This window comes from Sphingobium sp. LB126 (assembly GCF_002795205.1).
Taxonomy (GTDB): Bacteria; Pseudomonadota; Alphaproteobacteria; order Sphingomonadales; family Sphingomonadaceae; genus Sphingobium; species Sphingobium chungbukense.
Genome location: NZ_NETV01000003.1, coordinates 492,183 through 514,257 on the forward strand (window position 1 = coordinate 492,183; position 22,075 = coordinate 514,257).

Genomic DNA, 22,075 nt, shown 5'->3' on the forward strand with positions numbered 1-22,075 from the left:
CGCTGGCGTCTCAGCCTGACAACAGATTGTGGATCGCCGTTGCAGCCTTGGCGGCCTGACCGGCTGCAACGGCGATTTGATCCAGCCCTTCGACCATGTCGCCAGCAGCGAACAGGCCGCTGACCGTCGTTTGTTGATGCTCGTCGACGACAATGCACCCTGCCTGGTCCAGTTTCGCACCGGCCATGTGCGCGAGTTTCGAGCGAGGGGAGGTTCCGAGGGCAACATAAAGGGTGTCGAACCGAAGCAATCGGCCATCGGTCAATTGAGCGATCAGCTTCTTTCCATCGATCGACAAATCTTGGACAGGGGCGCGTTCGAGCGCTATACCGCCTCGAGCCAGATCTGCCTCTTGGGCCTCCGACAGTTGCGAGCCGTCCTGCGCGAGCAAGGTGACGGTGTCGCTATAGTGCCGCACGAACACAGACTCGGCGGCGCCATGGTCTGAGCGCCCCAGCACGGCCACCCGCTTGCCGCGTACCTCATAGCCGTCGCAGATCGGGCAATAGCGTATCAGACCTTGCACGAGGCCTCGATCATGCGTTTCCTGCGCCATTCGTGGACGATGATTTATCACGCCTTGGGCAAGCAATATCGTGCGGGTATTGACGGCCTCGACACCTGTAGTGACCAGGAAGCCCGTCCGGGTCTGTACAATCCCATTGGCTAAACCATCGGAGAGCTTCGCGCCGTAACGCAGGGCATCCCGGCGCATCCGCGACAGCAGATCGTCGCCCGATATGCCGTCTGGAAAACCCATCAGGTTGTGCGTGGCTGGAATGGAGGACGCGCGGCCGTCGCCAGCATCGATGACGAGCGTAGAACGCAGAAGCCGGCCCAGATAGGTGGCTGCTGTCAGCCCTGCCGGGCCGCCGCCTATGATGACGCAATCGTACATGCGAGCCTTTCGCTGACCTCGGTCGTCACTGATATTACGCGGTACGATGCCTCTTCCCTCGAACAGAGGCGCGCTCTGTCCAAAAAAGATCGGGTCGTGAGGGGTAAACGCCAGCGCTGCGTAAATTCAGATGAAGCCCATCGCCTGGCAGGATGGACAGCCGAGGTGCCCACGGGTCGCAGCGTGGCGCCGGGGCGAGCGGATGTGGAGAAGAAGGATTGGAATCAACCGATCGCGCTCCGTGTCGCTCGCCCCGCAACAAAGGTTGCAGCATCACGGGCAGGGGGGGCCGCATCATAGTCGGTTGGGAGCAATGGAGACCTATAGCCCTTTCTCGGCCTCGATGGGCCAGGCGCTTTGGGTGATCATGATCGTCGCTGGCCCCCCGCTGATAATCATGTTGGTGGTCGGGCTGATTGTCTCGATGATCCAGGCTGCTACATCGATTAACGAACAGACCGTGAGCTTCGTCCCGAAGCTCCTGGCGTTCATCTTGTTCCTCGCGCTTTACGGGGCAACCGCTGGCGATCTCCTGATCGACTATACCCGTGACCTGCTGACGCATATTCCGGACGATATAAAATAATGAGGACCAATTTTCATTCGGGGTGACCTCGCAAAAACTGGTCGAATACGGGGCGGAGTGCTAGCGTCGGAGAGGATCGGCGCGAAATGGGAGCGGGGTTTGGCGGAGTTTGAATTGCTGGCGCGGCAACTGATCCAGCGATGGAAGGAAGACCCGAACGCGACGTACCAGAGCTGGTTTCTATGGGATGAGCGCATCAAGAACTTTCGCTCGATCAGGCGTGGTCTGGCTCAGGTGGTTGCCGAGATCGAAGCCGGTCGGTTTGGCGTGGCCTATCGCGGTTCTTCTCTGGAGACGGTCGTTCATTCAGTCGCCGAGCAGAGACAGATCTTCAAGGGCGCGGACCATGCGTTTCTCTGGAAGCCCAAATTGCGCATTCCCGACATCTATGAAAACCCAGCAAACCAACGCGCGTTTGGTCGATTGCTGGACCATTGCGCCTGTTGCGACACCGCGGAAGAGATCATTGTAGGTATTCACACGATTGATCGTCTGAACATCAAAGGGCTGGGGCCAGCGGTGGCCAACCTCCTCTATTTCCTGCATCCAACCCTCGTGCCGCCGTTCAACACGGCGATCGTCAACGGCTATAACAAGCTGACCGGCGGCAAGGTGAAGCTCGGAAGCTGGCAGCATTTTCTCGCAATGCGCTCGGGCGTGCTCGACCTGAACGAGCGTTTTCGCGATCTGCTGTCGAACGATCTGGGCGCCATTGGTGGCCTTCTGTTCGACATCGGCTCGGGCCGCTATCCCGCGCCCCCGCGCGACGAGGAAGACCAGACTCTAGGATCCTGGGCCGCGCGCCTCGAGCAAGCCCGGGCCGAAGCTCAAACCCTTAACAAAGCGCTGCAAAAGCAGGGCGAGAGTGACCGCACCCATTCGGAAATCCAGGCGTGGCTGCGCGATATCGGTCTAGCGCTAGGGTATGACATCTGGATCGCATCCAATGACCGGGGACGGCTGCATGACGGGGTGCGCTTGGGGGAGGGGTGCCTCGAGAGCCTGCCAACTTCCATTTCGACATCGACGGGAGCGGATGCGATCCGCCTCATCGATGTTTTGTGGCTGGAGCAAGGCGGCGACCGGGTCGCGGCAGCCTTCGAAGTCGAACATTCCACCTCCATCTATTCGGGTATCGTCCGGATGCTGGACCTTGCGCTGAGCGGCAGCGATCTTCACGCGACAGCCGGATTGTTTCTTGTCGCTCCTGACGCCCGCGAAAGCGAAGTCCGCGCGCAAATCGCAAGGCCGGCGTTCAGCCGGATCGCGGACCTCGAAATCGCCTATCTTCCTTATGGCGAGCTCGAACGGCACAAGGAGGCGATTTCTCGGTTTGGTTCGGGTCTAAAGGCGATCAAGGCGATATCGCGCGCGCTGCCTTGACGCCTTCTTACATCCCGGAGGCAGGTGGCGCCAACAGCCCCAACCAGGCAACCAAGGTAAGAATGGTAACGGCGCAGCCGGTCTCGACTGCGAGGCTGCGGCGGAGCGACCCAATCGCCGAGGAGGTGTTGCCTGTCTCGATCGCCGCCGCGAGCGACGGCGTCAAAAAGTAGCGATTGGCCGCCGCCAGTAACAGCATCAAGCCGAACAGCAGCAGCTTTACCACCAGCAGCAGGCCGTAGAGGCTGGTAAACAGTGACCCCAGATTGGAGGGTCCGATCAGTATCCAACTATTGATCAAACCCGACACGATAAGCAGCGCCACGACCACCGATCCGACCTTCGCAAATCCATCCAGCGCGCGCTGCGAGAGGTGAATGTGATCCATCGCCATGCGCGCGGCAGGGCGGAAAACAAGGAGGCAAAGCGCGAACAATGCGCCTACCCAGATGCCCGCTGCCCAAAGATGGATGATGTCGGCACCAAGATGGACCCATCCCCGCAAGCCTTCATCGGCAGCGCCATGCCCCGTCCAGGCCAAGGTCGCCAGAGCGACAGCCGCGGTCGCTGACAGCGACCACAGGGCGAAAGCGGGACGCCGCCATCCGACGATGGAAAAATAGAGCACGAGTAGGAGGGCGGCGACCCGTATCTGCCAGACCGTCCCGATCGCAGTGCCCGATATGAGAAGATTGACCGTGGCGCGGTCTACCTGATCGAGTGGCACGCCCCCCATCGAGGCCGCCAGGACCATCATGCCCAGGATAGATAATACGATACCGGCCAGCGCAATTGTCGCCAACACCGACCGGAAACGCAGGACCGAGCCGGATGCCCGCTCAGTCCCGCGCAACGTGTAGAGGCCGAACATCGGCAACCCGAAGAGGAGCATGAGATCGAGGAAAAGTCCCAGCCTCACTGCGATCGCTATGATGTCCGGCACGGTCTTACTGGACCTTGAAGGTGTAGCTGCCCTGGATGCGATGGGTGTCAGCAGAGACGACGTGATAGTCGACCTTGTAGGTTCCAACCGGCAACGGCTTGGCAAGCGTCGCGACAAGAGTCTTGCCATCGGCGCCCACGGTGGTCTTGACGCCGTTCATCTTCATCGGCCCCATCTTCATGCCTGGCATTTCGGTCATCGTCAGGTCGAGCCCGGAAAATTGTGCGACGAGCGCTTCAGAAAAGACGAGCTGAATTCTGGTCGGGGCGGCGACCACGGCATTGGCGGCAGGGGTTGCGCCATTAAGCTTAGGGTGAGCCTGCGCCGCGGTAGCGGTGAGGACAGACGCCGCCATGGCGACGGCAAAGACTGTTTTATGAAACATCGATTTCTCCATGGGCGGCGAGACTGCCGACACATCGAATTACGCACCACGCGGCGCCACCCCTCATCAGGCGCGCAAGAATTCTACAAATCGGAACCCCGGCGGGATTTGCGAATGAGATCTGCGCGACAGATGAGGGATCGAAGCTTGCAGTGCGTATGGACAATTGGATGGGTGCGAGAACCACCTGGATCCAAAGGACGCTGCCGCTCGGGAGGAAGCTATGGAGAATGCTAGGACGACTTGGCTGCGCAGGCACTTTCCAAGTGTTGGTTTTATCGCCGCAACGGCGCTGGTTGGCGGCGCGCTAGCGGGGATCGTCGTCTATGTGGGTGCGTATGACATCGGGGCGGATTCGCCACACACCAAACCGGTCTATTGGCTGATCGAGCAGCTCCGAGATCGTTCCATCGCCGTGCGATCCCGTGATGTGAATGTCCCGGCTAACCTTGGGGACGTGAAGCGGCTGCAGAGCGGGGCGGGGCTGTACACCGAGATGTGCAGCGGCTGCCATCTCGGGCCAGGACTGGAAAAGTCCGAAATCAGCCAGGGACTCTATCCGAGGGCGCCGGAGCTTTCCCGCGAGGAGCAAAGATCGCCAAAGGAGCAATTCTGGATCATCAAGCATGGGGTCAAGCTGACCGCGATGCCTGCTTGGGGTAAGACCCATAGCGACGAACTGATCTGGGACATGGTGGCTTTCGTAAGGCAACTTCCGCGTATGTCACCCGTCCAATATCAGGCGGCAATAGCCAGTGCGCCCGAAGACCATGACGCGATGATGAAGGATATGCCCGGCATGACGAAGACGGCGCCATAGCGATGCGGCTGCTCCGTCGCTGTTGCTCAGATCTGCCCGCTATGTGCGATGCTTTGACGGACAGGCTGATAGAGGGGAAAGTAGAGAACGCGTCCTGGGCCGTTGCCCCGGATTGATTGAGGATTGGACTTTTCGATGGATACCGACCTGGACCGGCTGCTGAGCCGCTTACGCAACGAACCGACGCATCCGGGGCTGATTGGTCTGGAGGATGCTGTGTTCCGGCGCATAGCGGCATTGCCGCAGGTTTCAACCGCGTCTCAATTCCGCCTCGGTGCGGTCGCGGCTTTCGGAGCGGTACTGCTGGGTATCGCCAGCAATGGCTTTACGCCGCGTGCCGAGGCGTCGGTCACGCTCTCGCCTTTCGGGCCATCAAATCCGCTTGCCCCTTCGACGCTGCTGGTAGGTTCTCAATGAAGCCCAAATTGCTGCTCCTCGTCGCCATCGTCGCCTTTGCATCGGCGGTTGCGGGCGTGTTCCTGGGCCGCTACTTTTTCCCGCAGCCCAAGGCAGCCGGCGTCGAGCTCCACGATGTCTTGCACAGCAAGCTCGATCTGGATGATCGTCAGAAGGCCAAGATCGAGCTTCTAGAGCAGGGTTTCGCCGTGCGTCGGCGCGCGCTGGAGCTTGAACTGCGATCGGACAATGCGCGTCTCGCAGCCGCGATCGAGGTCGAACATGGCGAAGGGCCGCGTGTGACCGCGGCCGTCGATCAGTCGCATCAGGCAATGGGCGAACTGCAAAAGGAAACGCTCGGGCACATCTTCGCCATGCGGCAAATTCTTCGCCCCGATCAGGCCAAGACCTTCGATCAGGCGGTGGTACATGCGCTCACCGACGATGCACGGTGAGTCTGGATCTCCAGGCGTGTTCGGACGGTGAACTAGCGGCACTGACGCTTGCCGGTCGGCAGTCAGCTTTCGCCGAGATCATGCGTCGGCACCAGACAGCGATATTTCGACTGGTGCGCGGCTTAGTCGGGAATGCCGAGGAAGCACTTGATCTCACGCAGGACTGCTTTGTATCCGCGTTCAGTCATCTGCGGAAATATGATGGTGCGCGTCCGTTGCGGGCCTGGCTATCCCGGATCGCGATTAACAAATGTCGCGATTGGCGCCGCCGCCAGAGGGTGCGGCAGCTCTTCACATTCGGCTCCGCGCCGTCGGATGATGAGATTGAGCAAGTGCCGGATGACGCACCCTCCGCACATGCCAGTGCTGAATCGAAAATAGAGGTGGAGCGACTGTCGGCGGCGATCAGCGCATTGCCTAACACGTTGCGTGAAGTTCTGATGCTCAGGACCATCGAAGGGCTCAGTCAATCAGAGGCTGCCAAAGCGCTTTCCGTCAGTAGCAAGGCTGTGGAGACGCGCCTGTATCGCGCGCGCGCGCGCCTCGCAGAAATACTCGCTGAGGGATGAGGGATGCGCGCTGTTCACGCGTAAGGATAAAGAGATACCGCGCTTAAGCGTCTTTTCAGACCTAAAGTGCTGCACGTTGAACAAGGAGATATTATGCCCCCCGGATTGAACCGCCGCGACCTTTTCCGCGGCGCTGCGCTGGCCGGCGGTGGCCTCGCATTGTCGGCATGGCTACCGGCATGGGCTCAACCCATTTCGTCCGGGATTGCCAAGCCACTGCCAACGGTCAGCGGCAATGATATCACGCTCAAGATCGCGCATCAGATGATGATGATCGACGGCCGACAAAGCCATGCCATCGGCATCAACGGCACGGTTCCGGCGCCGCTCATCCGTTTGCGTCAGGGCCAAAACGTCCGCCTGTCGGTGATCAACGATCTCGAGGAAGACAGCTCGATCCACTGGCACGGCCTGCTTTTGCCGTTCCAGTTCGACGGCGTGCCCGGCATCAGCTTCCCCGGCATCAAGCCCAAGTCGACCTTTGTCTATGAGTTCCCCATCGTCCAGGCTGGCACCTATTGGTATCATAGCCATTCGGGGCTGCAGGAGCAGTTGGGTCATTACGGACCCATCGTCATCGACCCGGAAGGCGAGGATCCGATTCAGTCGGATCGGGAGCATGTCATCGTGCTCTCCGACCATAGCCAGATGCATCCGCACGCAATTTTCCGGAAGCTCAAGCAGGTCGGCGGTGGCTATTTCAATTATCAGCGCCAAACGCTGGCCGGTCTGCTGGCCAAGGAAGACCAACCCCTCAAGGACCGACTTGACTGGGGCAATATGCGGATGGATCCGACCGACGTGTCCGATGTCACGGGCTCGACCTATACCTATCTCGTCAATGGGCATGGCCCACGGGACAACTGGACCGCGCTTTTCAAGCCTGGTGAGCGCGTTCGCCTGCGTTTCGTCAATGCCTCCGCGATGACGACGTTCAATGTCCGGATTCCCGGTCTCAAACTTACGGTTGTTCAGGCCGACGGCCTCAATGTCAGGCCGGTCGAGGTCGACGAGTTTCAGATCGCGGTTGCCGAGACCTATGATGTCATCGTTACTCCGACCGATGATCGCGCCTACACACTGGTTGGTGAATCCGTAGATCGTTCGGGCATGGCACGCGCCACACTGGCCCCGCGTGAAGGCATGACGGCCGAAGTTCCGCCGCTCCGCAAGCGGCCCCTTGCCGATATGAAGGACATGGGCATGGGGGACATGGATATGAGCGGCATGTCCGGCATGGACCACGCAGCAATGGGGCATGACATGTCTGCCGGCGGAGCTGCCGCGGGCGGGATGGCAGGCATGGATATGGGGGCCGGCGCGTCGATGCCAGGCATGCAAAAACCGGCGGATGGTTCCATGGCCAACATGCCCGGAATGGGCAGCGGGTCCGATGATACAATGGGCGGCATGGCGATGGGCGGAATGGGCGGCATGAACATGCGCGACGCCAGCAAAGCGCCGCAGGTCAAGATGGGACCGGGTGTCCAGACGATCTCGCCCATGCCGATGGATCGCACGGGAGAACCCGGACAGGGTCTCGAAGACGTTGAGCACCGGGTTCTTGTCTATCGCGATCTCATGGCGGTGGAGCGAAACCCCGATGTTCGCGCGCCCGACCGCGCGATGGAAATTCACCTGACCGGTAATATGGAACGCTATATGTGGTCGTTCGACGGGGTGAAACTCAGCGATAAGCGCGAACCCATTCCGTTTATCGAGAACGAAAGGGTTCGCGTCACGCTCGTCAATGACACGATGATGTCGCACCCGATCCATCTTCATGGTCATTTCTTCGAGCTGGTGACCGGGCATGGCGAGTATTCGCCGCGCAAACACACCGTCAATGTCGCACCAGGAGGCAAGGTAAGTTTCGACGTCACCGCCGACGCAGTCGGCGACTGGGCGTTTCACTGCCATATGCTCTATCACATGCATGCCGGGATGATGCGCGTCGTCTCTGTCCGTCCCCGGGGAGATGCCGCATGAAGTCGCTTTTCCTTCTGATCGGCGCGGCCCCGCTCGCCTTGGCGACCCCCGTCAGCGCGCAGTCGATGCAGAATATGCCGGGCATGCACATGCCTGCTGCCCAGCCCGCGGCGAAGAAAAAACCGGTGGCCAAGCCAGCAAGCCAGCCCAGGCGCGCCGCTGCGCCCACACCTAAGGGCAAGTCTGCCACCCCGAGGCGTCAGGCACCGGCAGCAAAACCCAAGTCGGCGCCGCACGACATGTCGGGGATGGGGGCTATGCCCGGCATGGAGATGCCCGGTGACAAGACGCCTCCAACGGCCGACCCTCATGCTGGCCACGACATGTCCGGCATGCCTGGCATGACCATGCCCGATAGCGCGGGCGGTACGATGAAACACGACATGCCCGGCATGGACATGCAGGCGGCACCCAGCGGTCAGCCGATGCAGCACGATATGTCGTCGATGACTAGCATGCCAATGGATGGGTCGATGGCTGGCCATGGCGCTGGTGGCACCAGCCTCATGCCCGGCAACGCCCCCGCACCCCAACCTCCTACCGACAACTATGCCGACCGCGTCTACAAAAACGGCGAGATGGCAGCTTCGCGTACTATGCTGCATAAGGAACATGGCGGCACATCCAGCTCGATGATCCTGTTCAATCTGGCGGAATATCAGGTCAAAAATGGCCGCGACGGGTATCGTTGGGATGGCGAAGCGTGGTTCGGCAAGGATCTGGACCGGCTCGTGGTCAAGACCGAGGGCGAGGGGGCATTTCGCGAAGGTGTCGATAGTGCCGAGATTCAGGCCCTCTACAGTCGCGCGCTCGATCCTTATTGGAACCTGCAGGCCGGTATCCGGTACGACTTCAAGCCAAACCCGTCCCGGACATATGCGACGATCGGAATCGAAGGCCTCGCGCCTTATTGGTTCGAAACCGAGGCAGCCTTGTTCCTGTCGAATAAGGGGGAGGTGCTTGGGCGCCTCGAGGGCTATTATGATCAGCGCATAACCCAGCGCTTGATCCTGCAACCTCGGGTCGAACTGAACCTGTCGGCTCAAAACGTGCCCGAGACCCGGATTGGGGCGGGGCTCTCTAACGCTGAGCTGGGGCTGCGCCTACGCTACGAAGTCCGCCGCGAGTTCGCTCCCTACATCGGCGTTTCCTACGATCGGAAGTTCGGTCGAACGGCAGACTATGCGCGGGCGGATGGCAAAGACGTGAAGGCGGCTAGCTTTGTCATCGGCATTCGGACCTGGTTCTGAGAAGCACCAAACTCCGTCTCCACATCGGGGCTAGCCGCGTTCATCGATGGCTAGCCCTGATCATCGGCGTACAACTGCTCCTTTGGTTTGCCAGCGGTCTTGTCATGAGCCTGTTGCCGATCGAGCGAGTCCGCGGTGAACATCTCGTCGAGCGATCGTCGCCGGCGATATTGGAACAGTCGAGATCGCGCGCGCCGTTGGATCTCGTGTTGCGGGCGGCGGCCAGACCGGTGCGTGAAGTCCGATATCGCGCGCTGCTCGGCCGCGAGATCGCGGAGGTTGAGTCTGTCGATGGGACGATCTCACTCCACGATGCAGAGACAGGACGTCGACTTGGTCCCGTGAACGCTGCGATGGCTCGCGCGCTGGCGATACAGGCCTATCGTGGCACGTCGGAGCCGCCGAGCGTCCGCCTGGTTGTGGCGTCGACCTCAGAATTCAAGGGCGTCCTGCCGGCCTGGCGGGTGGACTTCCCTGACGGCGAAGCGACCCGCGTCTATGTTGCGCAGAATAGTGGTCGGATCGTCGCTGTGAGAAATGGAACGTGGCGCCTGTATGATTTTTTCTGGGCGCTCCACATCATGGATTGGAAAAATCACGAAGATTTCAACACGCCTTGGTTGATGGCGTTTGCCGCAGGGGGTCTCGCATTGGCGATAGCGGGTTCGGCGCTTTTGTATCTTCGGTGGCCGCGAAAGCGCCGCCGCACGGGTTGAATAGTCGAGGAGGATCGGGGCGGGGGCCTAAGGAGACGACCAATGATGAAAAATGCCTATGCGAGCCTCGCCCTGCAGACCCTGGTCGGCGGCGTCATCATGTATCTGGTGATGTTCGTCATGATCGACAGCTTGGGGAGCTTCTACAACAACCTCAATATGCTATACATGACGGTGATGATGGTGGCACCCATGGTGGTGCTGATGGTTCTCGCGATGGGTCATATGTTCCCGTCGAAAAAGGCAAACGCGGCCCTCATTTTAGGGTCAGTGGCAATATTTGCCGGATCATTTGCCCTCATCCGCACGCAAACAACGATCGGCGATACAGCCTTCCTCCGATCAATGATCCCGCATCATTCGGGCGCGATCCTGATGTGCCGCGAGGCCTCCTTGAAGGATCCGGAAATCGTCCGTCTGTGCGGCAGCATTGAGGAATCGCAGCGCCGCGAAATCGATGAAATGAAGGCTATTCTAGCCCGCAAGTAGGCTTCGCGCTCCCGTTCCCGTAAAATTTGTGCCGCCTCGCGAGGGAAATGGCGCGCCCATGCGTATTATCAATGCGGGGCGCTGAGGAGAGAATTGTGAAGAAAATAGTCCCCATCATCATCGCTGGATTGTTGGCCACGCCGGCGATCGCCCAAATGCAGGGCATGGACCATAGCAAGATGGACATGCGCCAGACCATGAACCCCACGCCAGCCAATCCTTACCCGCCTGCTGAAATGGAGATGCATCAAAAGATGATGTCCGCCACGGGCAGCGATGCAACGGAGACCTGGGTACGCAAGATGATCGAGCATCATCGCGGTGCGATTGCGATGTCACGCATAGTTCTGCGCGACAGCAAGGATGCGCAGGTCCGAATGATGGCGAACAAGGCGATCACCGAGCAAACGCGCGGAGTTGGCGAACTTCAAGGCTGGCTGAGAGCTCACAACAAGCGCGCCCAATAAACCTTTCCTCCCCGCCCAGGGGCGGGGGAACCAAAAAGGGATCGTATGACAACCAAATTGGCCCTCGCTGCGTTCATGGCAGCCCTCTCCGTCGTCAGCGCCGAAGCTGCCCCGATCATCATGCATCGTGACCCTGGTTGCGGTTGCTGCGAACAGTGGGCGGCCCAGGTGCGCAGACAATTTGGACAGAGCGTCAATATCGTCGACGACCAGCAACGCGGCCGCTTTCAACGCGCTCAAGGCGTGCCCGCTGCGCTGGCATCATGCCATACTGCAATTATCGATGGCATGGTTTTCGAGGGCCACGTTCCCATTGCCGACATGAAGCGCGCGATCGCGAAGCGCCCGAAGGGCGTAAAGGGATTGGCCGTGGCTGGCATGCCGCGGGGTTCTCCCGGGATGGAAGTCCCTGGCCAGAAACCACAACCCTACACTGTCATCGCCTTCGGAGCGGCGGGCCCGACGATATTTGCCCGACATGGCGGGTGACCATCTCGTTGATCTTTGATGCCCGGAGGCGTAAGAAATAACGGCTGTGAATCGCGTTTTGCAACTTCTTCTCCTGCTGGGAGCCATGGTTGGCTTGATTGGCCAAGCGGCGGCCTTTGCGTCCGCTCCGCCTGCGATGTCCGCCCCAATGGCAGCGTCTGCGCAGGCCGTGGCTGGGATGTCGGAAGACTGCATGAAGAAAATGGCACAGCAGCAACAACCTGCTCAGAAGCCTTGCAAGGGCATGACCCTGGAATGCATCGCGGCCATGGGCTGCGTCGTTCCGCTGGCCGTTCGTAATGACGCGCCTCTGCTGGAAGCACGCAAAGCCAGTCCAGCTCTGCCCTTCTGGGCAACCATCACTGTCCTGCACGGCGGTGACCTCACTCCCGAACCGGAACCACCGACTCTCCTTGGCTGATCGACACCGGCTGCCAGGCTGACAGGATTCTTGCGTCTATCGCGCATCTCAAAATCCTGTCTGACCCGCGGCTACCACGATATTTTGCCAAAGGATTACAGTCATGAAGAACGGTGTTTTCTATGCCCTGCTGGGCATCGCGCTTGCCGCTCCCGTTGCCGCTTTCGCCGGCGAACCCAACACAAACTCGCAGTCTGGCCATTATGAATGGCGTCGGTCGCCAAACTATGGCCCGCGTGCGCCATCTACGAGCCCCCGTCGCGTTTGGGTGCCCGATGCTCCGCAGATGGCGAACTGCAACTGCGACATGATGAAGATGAGCGCGGCGGACTGCATGAAGGAGATGCACAGCATGGCATCGCCTTCGTCGGCTCCCTCGGCCGGCTAGGCACAGGCTCTGGCCGCGTAAGGTCGCATAGACGGCCAGGCCAGCAGTGGCGGCGGGATTGCCCCTATCCTGCCGCCACTGACATGCTGCCAGAGTGCGCGCCGTCGGCCTGATCCTCCGATCAGGAGTTTTCCATGCGATTGTTTCTTTGTTGGCCGCTGCTCGCGGCGATCCCCGGCGTTGCGTTTGCCGGTCCGCTCACTTTCGACGCTGCGCTCCAGCGCGCGCGGCAGGAAGCGCCGTCGATCAAGGCCAAGGCGCTCGCCGCCGAGGCCGCTCGTTCCGCTCGTGGCGGCGCCGGATTGCTACCTGATCCGACTCTGGCCGTTGGGCTCGACAGTTTCCCGATCTCGGGGCCATTGGCGTTTGCTCCCGGGCAGGACAATTTCACGATGGCGCGGGTGGGCGTGTCCCAGGATATTCCCAACCTCGCCAAGCGCCGTGCGCAACGCGAGCGCGCTGACAGCAATATCAAGGCAGCAGATGCCGACACCGCAGTTGAGGCGCGTTCGGTTGAGGTCGGCACGGCGCTTGCCTGGATCAACCTTGCCTATGCCGAGCGCCGGCTGACCGCGCTTGATGATCTTCTAGCCCGTCTGGAGCGCGTGGTGCGGACAACGCCCAGTGCCGTCGCGTCGGGCAATGCCCGGCCTGCGCAGACTCTTGCCGGCCGACAGGCGATCGCCTCATTAGAAGATCGTCGCAGCGAACTGGTCTCAGACATAGCGCGGGCACGGGCTGCTCTGACGCGATGGACGGGTGACCCGGCGCCTGAAATTGCCGGATCTATTCCCGACTTCCCTGTCGATGGGGCCGAACTGCGCGCTGGCCTGGATCGCCTTCCCACCATGGCAATGATCGACGCCCAGTCCGGTCAGGCAATGGCCGATGTGCGTATGGCCGATGCCGACCGCCGTTCCGACTTCGGGGTGAACCTTGCCTATCAACGCCGCGACCCTCGTTTCGGAGATTATGTGTCAGCCGGTGTGACGGTCAGTCTGCCCTTCTTTACCCGCAGTCGACAGAATGCGGGCATTGCGGCGGCCCAGGAGAATGCCGAACGCATCCTGGCCGAACGCGACGCGGCCCTGCGGGCGCTGGCCGCTGATCTCGAAACCGATCTTGCGGACCATATCATGCACCATGAACAGTGGCTGCGCGCGCGTGACACATTGCTGCCACTCGCCGAGCAGCGGGTGACGTTGGAGACGGCAAGCTACGGGGCAGGTCGCGCCAATCTTGTCGATATCGCAGATGCCTATGCGGCCCTTGCCGACGTCACCCTCAACACTCTCGACCGTGAAGCCCTTGTCGCTGCTGACGGTGTTCGACTGAACCTTACGTACCGGAGCGAATCGCAATGAGCCATTTCACAATCCCTCGGGGCGGCCTTTTCGGTGCCGCGGCGCTGCTCGCGGTCGCCGCTGGCGGGGTTGGTTTCACCATCTCTGAATGGAGAGGAGGATCACCCGACGCTACGGCCGCCAAACCGCCGGTACGCAAGATCCTCTATTGGTATGACCCGATGATCCCGGCCGAGCATCATGACGGTCCAGGCCTGTCATCGATGGGAATGCAAACAATCCCGCGCTATGCGGATGAGGCGGGGGCAAGCGCGGCACAGCCGGGCATATCGATCGCCCCCTCCGCGTCCCAGGCGCTCGGGATGCGAACGGTGGCTGTGCGGCGCGGCGAATTGGCGAGCAGTCTCACCGCCACCGGCACGATCGACTTCAACCAGCGCGACGTTGCGATCGTTCAGGCGCGTGCAGGCGGCTTCGTTTCCCGTGTCTATGGCCGCGCACCCGGTGATATGATTGGTGCGGGCGCGCCGCTTGCCGATGTTCTGGTGCCGGAATGGGGCGGCGCACAGACCGAGTTTTTGGCGGTCCGCCGCACCGGCAACGCCGCTCTGATCCAGGCCGCGCGCCAGCGGCTCATGCTGCTCGGCATGCCCTCGGGCACGATCGCATCGGTCGAGCAAACGGGACGACCGCATAACGTGATCACCATCTCCACGCCCACGGGCGGCGTGATCAAGACATTGAACGTGCGGGGCGGCATGACCTTGATGGCAGGCCAGACGCTTGCCGAGGTCAACGGGCTCGGCACAGTCTGGCTGAATGCCGCCGTGCCGGAAGCGATCGCTGGTCCTCTCAAGCCTGGACAAGCGGTGCGAGCCGAGCTTGCAGCCTTCCCCGGCGAAACCATCTCCGGGCGCGTCTCGGCGATCCTCCCCGAGACACAGGCCGACAGCCGCACGCTCACCGTTCGGATCGAGCTGCCCAATCGCGGCGGGCGACTGCGTCCCGGCATGTTTGCGACCGTCTCGTTTGGCGGGAGCGCGCAGCCGGCGTTGCTGGTGCCGTCCGAAGCCCTGATCCGCACTGGCAAGCGGACCTTGGTCATGCTCGCGCTCGACAATGGGCGCTATCGCCCTGCCGAGGTGCAAACCGGCAGGGAAGCTGCCGATGATACGGAGATTCTGGCGGGCCTGAGCGAAGGCGAAAGGATCGTCGCATCGGGCCAGTTCCTGATCGATTCTGAAGCGAGCCTCTCGGGCGTAGACGCACGGCCGATCGGAGCTGGCATGCCAAAAGGTCCTGCCAAACCTATGGCGACCGGCGCAGTCTATGAGACCGTCGGCACGATCAAACAACTCACCGCCCAGTCGGTGACGCTGAGCCATCAAGCCGTGCCGGCCATTGGCTGGCCAGCGATGACGATGGCCTTTCAGCTCACCGATCCGAACGTCGCGCGCGGCTTGAAGGCGGGCGACAAGGTCCGGTTCGGGTTCGATCAACCGCCAAGTGGACCCACCGTGCGACGCATGGCGAAGGTGATGGGCCAGTGATTGCCCATCTCATCCGTTGGTCGGTCAGGAACCGCTTCTTCGTCATGATCGGGGTGCTGGCGCTGATCGGCGTGGGCGTCTGGGCGGTGCGGTCGACCGCGATCGATGCGCTGCCCGATCTCTCCGATACGCAGGTCATCATCCGCACCTCCTATCCGGGACAGGCTCCGCAGATCGTCGAAAACCAGGTCACTTATCCGCTCACCACCACGATGCTCTCGGTGCCCGGCGCAAAGACTGTCCGGGGCTATTCCTTCTTCGGCGACAGCTTCGTCTATGTGATCTTCGAGGACGGCACCGATCTCTATTGGGCGCGCAGCCGCGTGCTCGAATATCTCAACCAGGTGCAAGGTCGGTTGCCGGCCAGCGCCCGCAGCGCGCTGGGGCCGGATGCGACCGGGGTCGGCTGGGTCTATGAATATGCGCTGGTCGATCGCACCGGACGCCACGATCTCTCGCAGCTCCGTGGGCTTCAGGACTGGTTCCTGCGCTACGAGCTGAAAACGGTAAAAGGGGTTGCAGAGGTCGCCAGCATCGGCGGCATGGTGAAACAGTATCAGGTGCTGCTCGATCCGGTGAAGCTCGCCGCTTATGGCGTCACCCACGCCCAGGCGGTCGATGCCATTCAGAAGGCCAATCAGGAAAGCGGCGGCTCGGTGCTCGAGATGGCCGAGGCCGAATATATGGTCCGTGCCTCGGGCTATCTGAAGACGCTCGACGATTTCCGCGCAATTCCCTTGAAAACTGCAGCCGGCGGCGTGCCGGTGCGACTGGGCGACGTCGCCACGATCCAGCTCGGCCCCGAGATGCGGCGCGGGATTGCCGAGTTGAACGGTGAGGGCGAGGTCGCGGGCGGCGTTGTGATCCTGCGCTCGGGCAAGAATGCGCGCGAGACGATCGCGGCGGTCAAGGACAAGCTCGCCGAGCTCAAGAAGAGCCTGCCACCCGGCGTCGATGTGGTGACGGTCTATGATCGCTCGCAGCTCATCGACCGCGCCGTTGAGAATCTGACCCACAAGCTGGTCGAGGAATTCATAGTCGTTGCGATCGTCTGCGGGCTTTTCCTTTGGCATGTCCGTTCGGCGCTCGTCGCTATCCTCACGCTTCCGCTTGGTGTGCTGGCAGCCTTCGTTGTCATGCGTTTCCAGGGGGTCAATGCCAACATCATGTCGCTGGGCGGCATCGCGATCGCCATCGGCGCGATGGTCGATGCGGCGGTCGTCATGATCGAGAATGCCCATAAGAAGATCGAGCGATGGGACCAGGATCACCCGGACGAGCATCTCGAGGGCGATACGCGCTGGACCGTCATCACCGAAGCTGCCGCCGAGGTTGGGCCAGCGCTGTTCTTCAGCCTGCTGATCATCACGCTGTCGTTCATCCCTGTGTTCACGCTTGAAGGACAGGAAGGGCGGCTGTTCGCACCCCTCGCCTTCACCAAGACCTATGCGATGGCGTCGGCGGCGATCCTGTCGGTGACCTTGGTGCCGGTGCTTATGGGTTTGCTGATCCGGGGCAAGATTCCGCCCGAGCAGTCCAACCCGGTCAATCGCTGGCTGACGAATATCTACCGGCCCGCACTCGATTGGACGATGCAGCGGCCAAGGACCGTACTGCTGATCGCGGCACTCGCTTTTGCGACAACGGCCTGGCCGCTCACCCAGCTTGGCGGCGAGTTCATGCCGAAGATGGAGGAGGGTGATTTGCTCTACATGCCCTCGGCGCTGCCGGGTCTTTCGGCGGCGAAGGCGTCGGACCTGCTCCAGCAGACCGACCGCCTGATCAAAACCGTGCCCGAGGTCGAGAGCGTGTTCGGCAAGGCCGGCCGCGCCGAGACTGCCACAGACCCTGCACCGCTCGAGATGTTCGAGACGACGATCCAGTTCAAACCTCGCGACCAATGGCGACCGGGCATGACTCCGGACAAGCTGGTCGAGGAGCTTGATCGAACGGTAAACCTGCCCGGCCTCGCCAATGTGTGGGTGCCCCCCATTCGCAACCGGATCGACATGCTGGCGACCGGCATCAAGAGCCCAATCGGGGTGAAAGTGTCGGGTGCTGACCTCGCTGATCTGGACCGCATCGCGCACGATGTCGAGACGGTTGCGAAAACCGTGCCTGGGGTCAGTTCGGCGCTCGCCGAGCGCTTGACGGGCGGGCGCTATGTAGATGTCGACGTGGATCGTCCCGCGGCTGCCCGATTTGGGCTCAATATTGCTGACGTCCAGCAGATCGTCTCGGGTGCGATCGGCGGCGAGATGATCGGCGAGACGGTCGAGGGGCTGGCACGGTATCCGATCAGCGTCCGCTATCCGCGCGAACTGCGCGACAGCCTTGGTGGAATACGGAATTTGCCGGTCCTGACGCCGTCGGGTCAGCAGATCACGCTCGGCACCGTGGCCCAGGTTTCGGTCGCCGAAGGGCCGCCCATGCTCAAGACCGAAAACGCTCGCCCTTCGACGTGGGTCTATGTGGACGTGCGGGGGCGCGACCTTGCGTCGGTCGTGAGTGACCTGCAGCATGCGGTCGCAAAAAAGGTGAAGCTCTCGGCAGGGGTTAGCCTCGCCTATTCCGGCCAGTTCGAATATCTCCAGCGCGCCGTTGCCAAACTGAAGCTTGTCGTCCCGGCGACGCTGCTGATCATCTTCGTGCTGCTCTACATGATTTTCGGCCGGTTCGATGAAGCGGCCTTGATCATGGGCACGCTGCCGTTCGCGCTCACCGGCGGGATCTGGATCCTCTATCTGCTCGGCTTCAACCAGTCGGTCGCCACCGGGGTAGGGTTTATCGCGCTTGCAGGCGTCTCCGCCGAATTCGGCGTGGTGATGCTGATCTATCTGAAAAATGCCTTGGAAGAGCGCACCGATCCGGATGCGGCTGAGGTGGAGACGGCAGTGCGTGAAGGCGCACTCCTCCGCGTTCGGCCCAAGGCGATGACGGTAGCCGTAATCCTCGCTGGCCTCTTGCCGATTCTGTTGGGATCGGGTGCCGGGTCCGAGGTGATGAGCCGGATCGCCGCGCCAATGATCGGCGGCATGCTGACCGCGCCGCTTCTGTCGATGTTCGTCCTGCCCGCCGCCTATTTGCTGCTGCGCAGACCGAAGACCAGGCTCAATGACCAACCCGCTTCATCATGAAGGAGAAGACCATGAACTATACACGACTGACAATTGCCCTCTGCCTCGCGGCATTGACCGCTGCTTGCGGTAATAAGGCCGAACCGCCCGTCGCCGTCGAGACCACTAAGGCAGAACCCGCCGCCGCGATGATCGGCAACATGGGGAATATGGCGATGGAGCCATCGGCTGCCACAGCAATCAAGGCGAAGGGTCACGGCACGGTCACCGCGATCGACCACTCTGCGGGCACGATAACGCTCGATCATGGCGCCATCCCAGAAGCCAAATGGCCAGCAATGACGATGGCGTTCAAGGCGGCGCCCGCGATCACGGATGCCGTAAAGATCGGCGACAAGGTCGATTTTGACCTTATGTTGACGGGCAGCGCCGGCGAGGTGACGGCGATCCAAAAGCACCCGTAAATCCGCGTTACGATGGGCGTTCTTAAAGCGGAATTAACCTTGTTCGTTCACGCTTGCTCCATGAGAAAAAATAGGGCTGGGCGCGGAACGCAGGGCTTGGGCGAAGAGAGCCGGGGGTGGCAGGTATGATTGCCACCGCCTTGGGCTGCGTCGCGCTTTTGTGCGTCATCGGTTGGCCGTTTTTCGACGACTATCGAACGGCAGTGAAAATTCAGAGCGTGGGCGCTGCGGCGTTCGCGCTCTATTTTCTGATGCTTGGTTCGCCCACAGCAGCGATAGCCTGTCTTATTTCATGTTCGCAGCTCGTCATTTCCGCGTCAGTGCGCGATCGCTATGTGGTGACGAGGCTTTACGGCGCTAGTCTAATTTTGATGGCTTTTCTATCGGTCGTGACCTGGCAAGGTCTTCCATCCGCTCTAGCGTTCACGGGCAGTTCGTTGGGGAGCCTCGCGCGCCTCCAAACCTCAACTACGCGGATGAAAGGCCTTTTCCTTGTGGGTGCTCCATTCTGGCTTGCCCACAATTTGATGGTCGGAGCGTGGTTTGCCTTGGGCACGGATATGGTATCGCTGGTCTCGAACCTGGCGAACCTGATGAAATTCTTCCCACGACAACGGCAGCGCGTCCCCGGCCTCAATTTGACCGATGTGTCTGCCGATCGGCTCCACGCTCTAACCGAGCGTAAATTTCAGGGGGCGTCAGCTTGAAATATAGGGCAAAAAATCAAAAACATTTCAGACATCACCTTGTCTTCTAAACATGCCTCCGATGGTAACGACGCTTGCTTGCGACCAACGCGGCGATCGGTACTGGCAAGTAGGGCGTTGCGATGCCCACGGCATTGTGCGGTTACCGGCGCGAACGGCGGTTGTCAGAAGTTTATTCAATAGCCTGATGCCGGCCTAAACTTTTGGAGCTGCGGCAAGTGTATTGCTAGCTTACTATCAGCCTACCAATATTTGGAAATCGCGCGGAACTGCGCGACTGCGTGCTGCGTCCCTTCTCCCTCCTCGGCGTGGACGAGGCAATGATCGATATGGTCGTTGATTAGCGCGCGTTTGGCGCTGGCGATGGCGTTCTCGACGGCCTGAAGCTGTTGCGCAATATCGACGCAAGGGCGCTCCTCCTCGATCATATCGACGATGCTGCGCAGATGGCCGGAGACCCGGTTTAGCCGTTTGATGATCGCCGGGTGACTGATGTGGGCGTTGTGAGCCATGCTACTGTATATAGACGGCGGCTTGCCGGTGTCGAGTATCCCCTACGGGGGATGGACAATATCCCCCTGGGGGATAGGAGCCGACTATGTTTAGCGTCCTCGCCAATCGGACATATCGGCACTTGTTTCTCGCGCAGATTATCGCGCTGATCGGAACGGGGCTTGCAACCGTCGCGCTTGGCTTACTCGCCTATGACATAGCGGGCGGCAATGCGGGCGCGGTCCTCGGCACGGCGTTAGCGATCAAAATGGTCGCCTATATCGGCGTCGCTCCGCTCGCAGGCGCGTTCGCCAATCGCGTGCCGCGCCGCGCACTGCTGGTCGGCATGGACGTGGTCCGCGCAGTCGTTGCACTCTGCTTGCCTTTCGTGAATCAGGTCTGGCAGGTCTATGTACTAATCTTCGTGCTGCAGTCGGCCTCGGCCGCGTTCACGCCGACCTTCCAGGCGACTATCCCGGACGTATTGCCCGAAGAGCGCGATTATACCCGCGCGCTGTCGCTGTCCCGGCTTGCTTACGATATGGAGAGCCTGACGAGTCCAATCCTGGCCGCCGGACTCTTGACGATGATGAGTTATCATTGGCTGTTCTCGGGAACTGCGATCGGCTTTGTGTCGTCGGCACTGCTGGTTGTTTCCACCGTCTTGCCGCGCCCCGCGCCTGTCGAAGGCAAGGACGGCATCTATGAAAAGACGACGCGGGGTGTGCGCACTTACCTCGCCACTCCGAGATTGCGTGGGTTGCTTGCGCTTTCACTGGCCGCGGCAGCGGCCAGCGCGATGGTCATCGTCAACACCGTCGTCCTTGTGAAGGGAATGGGACTCAGCCAGCGCGACGTTGCGCTGACGCTCGCTGCGTTCGGGGGCGGCTCGATCACCGCCGCTCTTACGCTCCCGCGTGTCCTTGACCGTATCGCCGATCGGACAGTCATGCTTGTCGCCGCGACGGTGCTGACGCTGGCCCTCGCCGCACTGGCAGCGATCACCGCAACGATGGTGCCAGGCGCGGCCTACTGGCATGTTCTTCTAGGCGGATGGCTTGTGCTGGGCGTCGCCTATTCTGCGAGCGTGACGCCTTCGGGGCGGCTGCTCAAGCGGTCAGCGAACCCGGAGGATCGACCCTCGCTGTTCGCCGCTCAATTCGCGCTAAGCCATGTTTGTTGGCTGATTTGCTATCCGCTGGTCGGCCAGCTGGGCGCGCGGGTAGGCATGGCGGCCGCGTTCGGCGCGATGGCGGCGCTGGCCGCGATCGGCACGCTCGCTGCGCTATGGCTGTGGCCGGCAAACGATCCCGACGTCATCGCCCACGATCATGAGGATCTGGCCGTTGACGATCCGCATCGCCAGGTCCACGCGCTTGGCGATCATTCGTTTGTTATCGACCGGCGTCATCCGAAATGGCCCGGAGCGTGACCGTTCGCGGCTCTCGGTTTAGGCTGCTCGGCGCGATCCTCGCCCTCTTGGCGATACTTGGACTTACGGCGTTGTCCACCTGGCATAGCGCGGTGGTACATGACGCAGATCCCATTCACGCCGCTTCTATCGGGCATGTCGATGGGCAACAGCAGCCCGACCCGGACGGACCCGTTCATGTCGCGGCGCATGCGACGAGCCAGTGGCTCGCCTTAGGGGAGCAGTCCGCACCGCCTATCTTCCCCACGGTTTTGGAACTGACTTGGGCGGTGTTCGACGTGCCGTTTCTGACCGGTCGAGGCCCCGCAGAACTGTTGCGACCTCCACGCGGGTGAACCTCGCTGGCGCAGGAGCGCCATCAGGTTCACTCCCGGAGGATTTCAGATAATGAAATGTAATATCGGC

General features: G+C 61.2%; 24 protein-coding genes. 20 read left to right on the forward strand and 4 right to left on the reverse strand.

The annotated features are described in order from the left end of the window. Positions 1 to 10: 10 nt before the first annotated feature. Positions 11 to 898: an NAD(P)/FAD-dependent oxidoreductase gene (locus CAF53_RS23945; RefSeq protein ID WP_100239819.1), complete on the reverse strand. Its 888-nt coding sequence runs from the start codon at positions 896 to 898 to the stop codon at positions 11 to 13. A 313-nt stretch (positions 899 to 1,211) separates the two neighbouring features. On the opposite strand from CAF53_RS23945, the gene CAF53_RS23950 reads away from it, so the two are divergent. Both CAF53_RS23950 and CAF53_RS23955 read left to right on the forward strand, forming a co-directional pair. After that, positions 1,212 to 1,484, forward strand: a complete 273-nt coding sequence (locus CAF53_RS23950) for a flagellar biosynthetic protein FliQ (RefSeq protein WP_100239820.1) — start codon at positions 1,212 to 1,214, stop codon at positions 1,482 to 1,484. Between the two features lie 99 nt (positions 1,485 to 1,583). Then, positions 1,584 to 2,867, forward strand: coding sequence for a type II restriction endonuclease (locus CAF53_RS23955; RefSeq protein ID WP_100239821.1), 1,284 nt, complete (start codon positions 1,584 to 1,586; stop codon positions 2,865 to 2,867). 7 nt (positions 2,868 to 2,874) lie between these two features. Here CAF53_RS23955 and copD read toward each other — a convergent pair whose 3' ends face one another. Together copD and copC are read right to left on the reverse strand one after the other, a co-directional pair. Then, positions 2,875 to 3,810, reverse strand: a complete 936-nt coding sequence (gene copD / locus CAF53_RS23960; RefSeq protein ID WP_100239822.1) for a copper homeostasis membrane protein CopD — start codon at positions 3,808 to 3,810, stop codon at positions 2,875 to 2,877. 4 nt (positions 3,811 to 3,814) lie between these two features. After that, a complete protein-coding gene (gene copC / locus CAF53_RS23965; RefSeq protein ID WP_157801359.1) occupies positions 3,815 to 4,195 on the reverse strand; it encodes a copper homeostasis periplasmic binding protein CopC in 381 nt (126 codons plus the stop codon). Between the two features lie 223 nt (positions 4,196 to 4,418). Here copC and CAF53_RS23970 point away from each other — a divergent pair, with 223 nt between their 5' ends. The 17 genes from CAF53_RS23970 (at position 4,419) to CAF53_RS24050 (ending at position 19,746) form a co-directional block, all read left to right on the forward strand. Continuing rightward, on the forward strand, positions 4,419 to 5,015 hold the full coding sequence (locus tag CAF53_RS23970) for a cytochrome c (protein WP_100239823.1): 597 nt from the start codon (positions 4,419 to 4,421) through the stop codon (positions 5,013 to 5,015). 135 nt (positions 5,016 to 5,150) lie between these two features. Continuing rightward, positions 5,151 to 5,432, forward strand: a complete 282-nt coding sequence (locus CAF53_RS23975) for a hypothetical protein (protein WP_017502274.1) — start codon at positions 5,151 to 5,153, stop codon at positions 5,430 to 5,432. Next, positions 5,429 to 5,866, forward strand: coding sequence for a periplasmic heavy metal sensor (locus CAF53_RS23980; protein ID WP_031290470.1), 438 nt, complete (start codon positions 5,429 to 5,431; stop codon positions 5,864 to 5,866). Before CAF53_RS23975 ends, CAF53_RS23980 begins: the two co-directional genes overlap by 4 nt. Continuing rightward, positions 5,863 to 6,435: an RNA polymerase sigma factor gene (locus CAF53_RS23985; protein WP_100239824.1), complete on the forward strand. Its 573-nt coding sequence runs from the start codon at positions 5,863 to 5,865 to the stop codon at positions 6,433 to 6,435. The genes CAF53_RS23980 and CAF53_RS23985 overlap by 4 nt, the downstream gene beginning before the upstream one ends. Before the next feature lie 93 nt (positions 6,436 to 6,528). After that, the gene (locus CAF53_RS23990) at positions 6,529 to 8,424 is read left to right on the forward strand and encodes a copper resistance system multicopper oxidase (RefSeq protein ID WP_100239825.1); all 1,896 of its coding nucleotides are present in this window, start codon (positions 6,529 to 6,531) and stop codon (positions 8,422 to 8,424) included. Continuing rightward, on the forward strand, positions 8,421 to 9,674 hold the full coding sequence (locus CAF53_RS23995) for a copper resistance protein B (RefSeq protein WP_100239826.1): 1,254 nt from the start codon (positions 8,421 to 8,423) through the stop codon (positions 9,672 to 9,674). The genes CAF53_RS23990 and CAF53_RS23995 overlap by 4 nt, the downstream gene beginning before the upstream one ends. A gap of 23 nt (positions 9,675 to 9,697) precedes the next feature. Continuing rightward, a complete protein-coding gene (locus CAF53_RS24000) occupies positions 9,698 to 10,390 on the forward strand; it encodes a PepSY domain-containing protein (RefSeq protein ID WP_277949222.1) in 693 nt (230 codons plus the stop codon). Between the two features lie 42 nt (positions 10,391 to 10,432). Next, complete coding sequence (locus tag CAF53_RS24005) at positions 10,433 to 10,879, forward strand: DUF305 domain-containing protein (RefSeq protein WP_100239828.1); 447 nt, start codon at positions 10,433 to 10,435, stop codon at positions 10,877 to 10,879. 71 nt (positions 10,880 to 10,950) lie between these two features. After that, positions 10,951 to 11,346, forward strand: a complete 396-nt coding sequence (locus tag CAF53_RS24010; protein WP_100239829.1) for a DUF305 domain-containing protein — start codon at positions 10,951 to 10,953, stop codon at positions 11,344 to 11,346. 45 nt (positions 11,347 to 11,391) lie between these two features. After that, positions 11,392 to 11,835, forward strand: coding sequence for a DUF411 domain-containing protein (locus CAF53_RS24015; protein ID WP_100239830.1), 444 nt, complete (start codon positions 11,392 to 11,394; stop codon positions 11,833 to 11,835). A 193-nt stretch (positions 11,836 to 12,028) separates the two neighbouring features. Next, positions 12,029 to 12,256: a hypothetical protein gene (locus CAF53_RS28420; protein WP_242443611.1), complete on the forward strand. Its 228-nt coding sequence runs from the start codon at positions 12,029 to 12,031 to the stop codon at positions 12,254 to 12,256. 103 nt (positions 12,257 to 12,359) lie between these two features. Then, positions 12,360 to 12,644, forward strand: coding sequence for a hypothetical protein (locus CAF53_RS24025; RefSeq protein WP_100239832.1), 285 nt, complete (start codon positions 12,360 to 12,362; stop codon positions 12,642 to 12,644). Positions 12,645 to 12,778: 134 nt separating this feature from the next. Further along, a complete protein-coding gene (locus tag CAF53_RS24030; RefSeq protein ID WP_100239833.1) occupies positions 12,779 to 14,008 on the forward strand; it encodes a TolC family protein in 1,230 nt (409 codons plus the stop codon). Beyond that, on the forward strand, positions 14,005 to 15,498 hold the full coding sequence (locus CAF53_RS24035; protein WP_100239834.1) for an efflux RND transporter periplasmic adaptor subunit: 1,494 nt from the start codon (positions 14,005 to 14,007) through the stop codon (positions 15,496 to 15,498). The genes CAF53_RS24030 and CAF53_RS24035 overlap by 4 nt, the downstream gene beginning before the upstream one ends. Next, positions 15,495 to 18,635, forward strand: coding sequence for an efflux RND transporter permease subunit (locus CAF53_RS24040; RefSeq protein ID WP_100239835.1), 3,141 nt, complete (start codon positions 15,495 to 15,497; stop codon positions 18,633 to 18,635). The genes CAF53_RS24035 and CAF53_RS24040 overlap by 4 nt, the downstream gene beginning before the upstream one ends. 11 nt (positions 18,636 to 18,646) lie before the next feature. Then, entirely contained in the window at positions 18,647 to 19,039 is a 393-nt protein-coding gene (locus tag CAF53_RS24045) for a copper-binding protein (protein WP_197707551.1), read from the forward strand. 125 nt (positions 19,040 to 19,164) lie between these two features. Beyond that, on the forward strand, positions 19,165 to 19,746 hold the full coding sequence (locus CAF53_RS24050) for a YgjV family protein (protein WP_100239837.1): 582 nt from the start codon (positions 19,165 to 19,167) through the stop codon (positions 19,744 to 19,746). 242 nt (positions 19,747 to 19,988) lie between these two features. Here the strand turns inward: CAF53_RS24050 and CAF53_RS24055 are convergent, their stop codons facing one another. After that, positions 19,989 to 20,258 carry a metal-sensing transcriptional repressor gene (locus tag CAF53_RS24055; RefSeq protein WP_100239838.1) on the reverse strand — a complete coding sequence of 90 codons (270 nt, stop codon included), beginning with the start codon at positions 20,256 to 20,258 and terminating at the stop codon, positions 19,989 to 19,991. 86 nt (positions 20,259 to 20,344) lie between these two features. Between CAF53_RS24055 and CAF53_RS24060 the strand changes: the two genes are divergently transcribed. After that, on the forward strand, positions 20,345 to 21,670 hold the full coding sequence (locus CAF53_RS24060; RefSeq protein WP_100239839.1) for an MFS transporter: 1,326 nt from the start codon (positions 20,345 to 20,347) through the stop codon (positions 21,668 to 21,670). Positions 21,671 to 22,075: the final 405 nt, after the last annotated feature.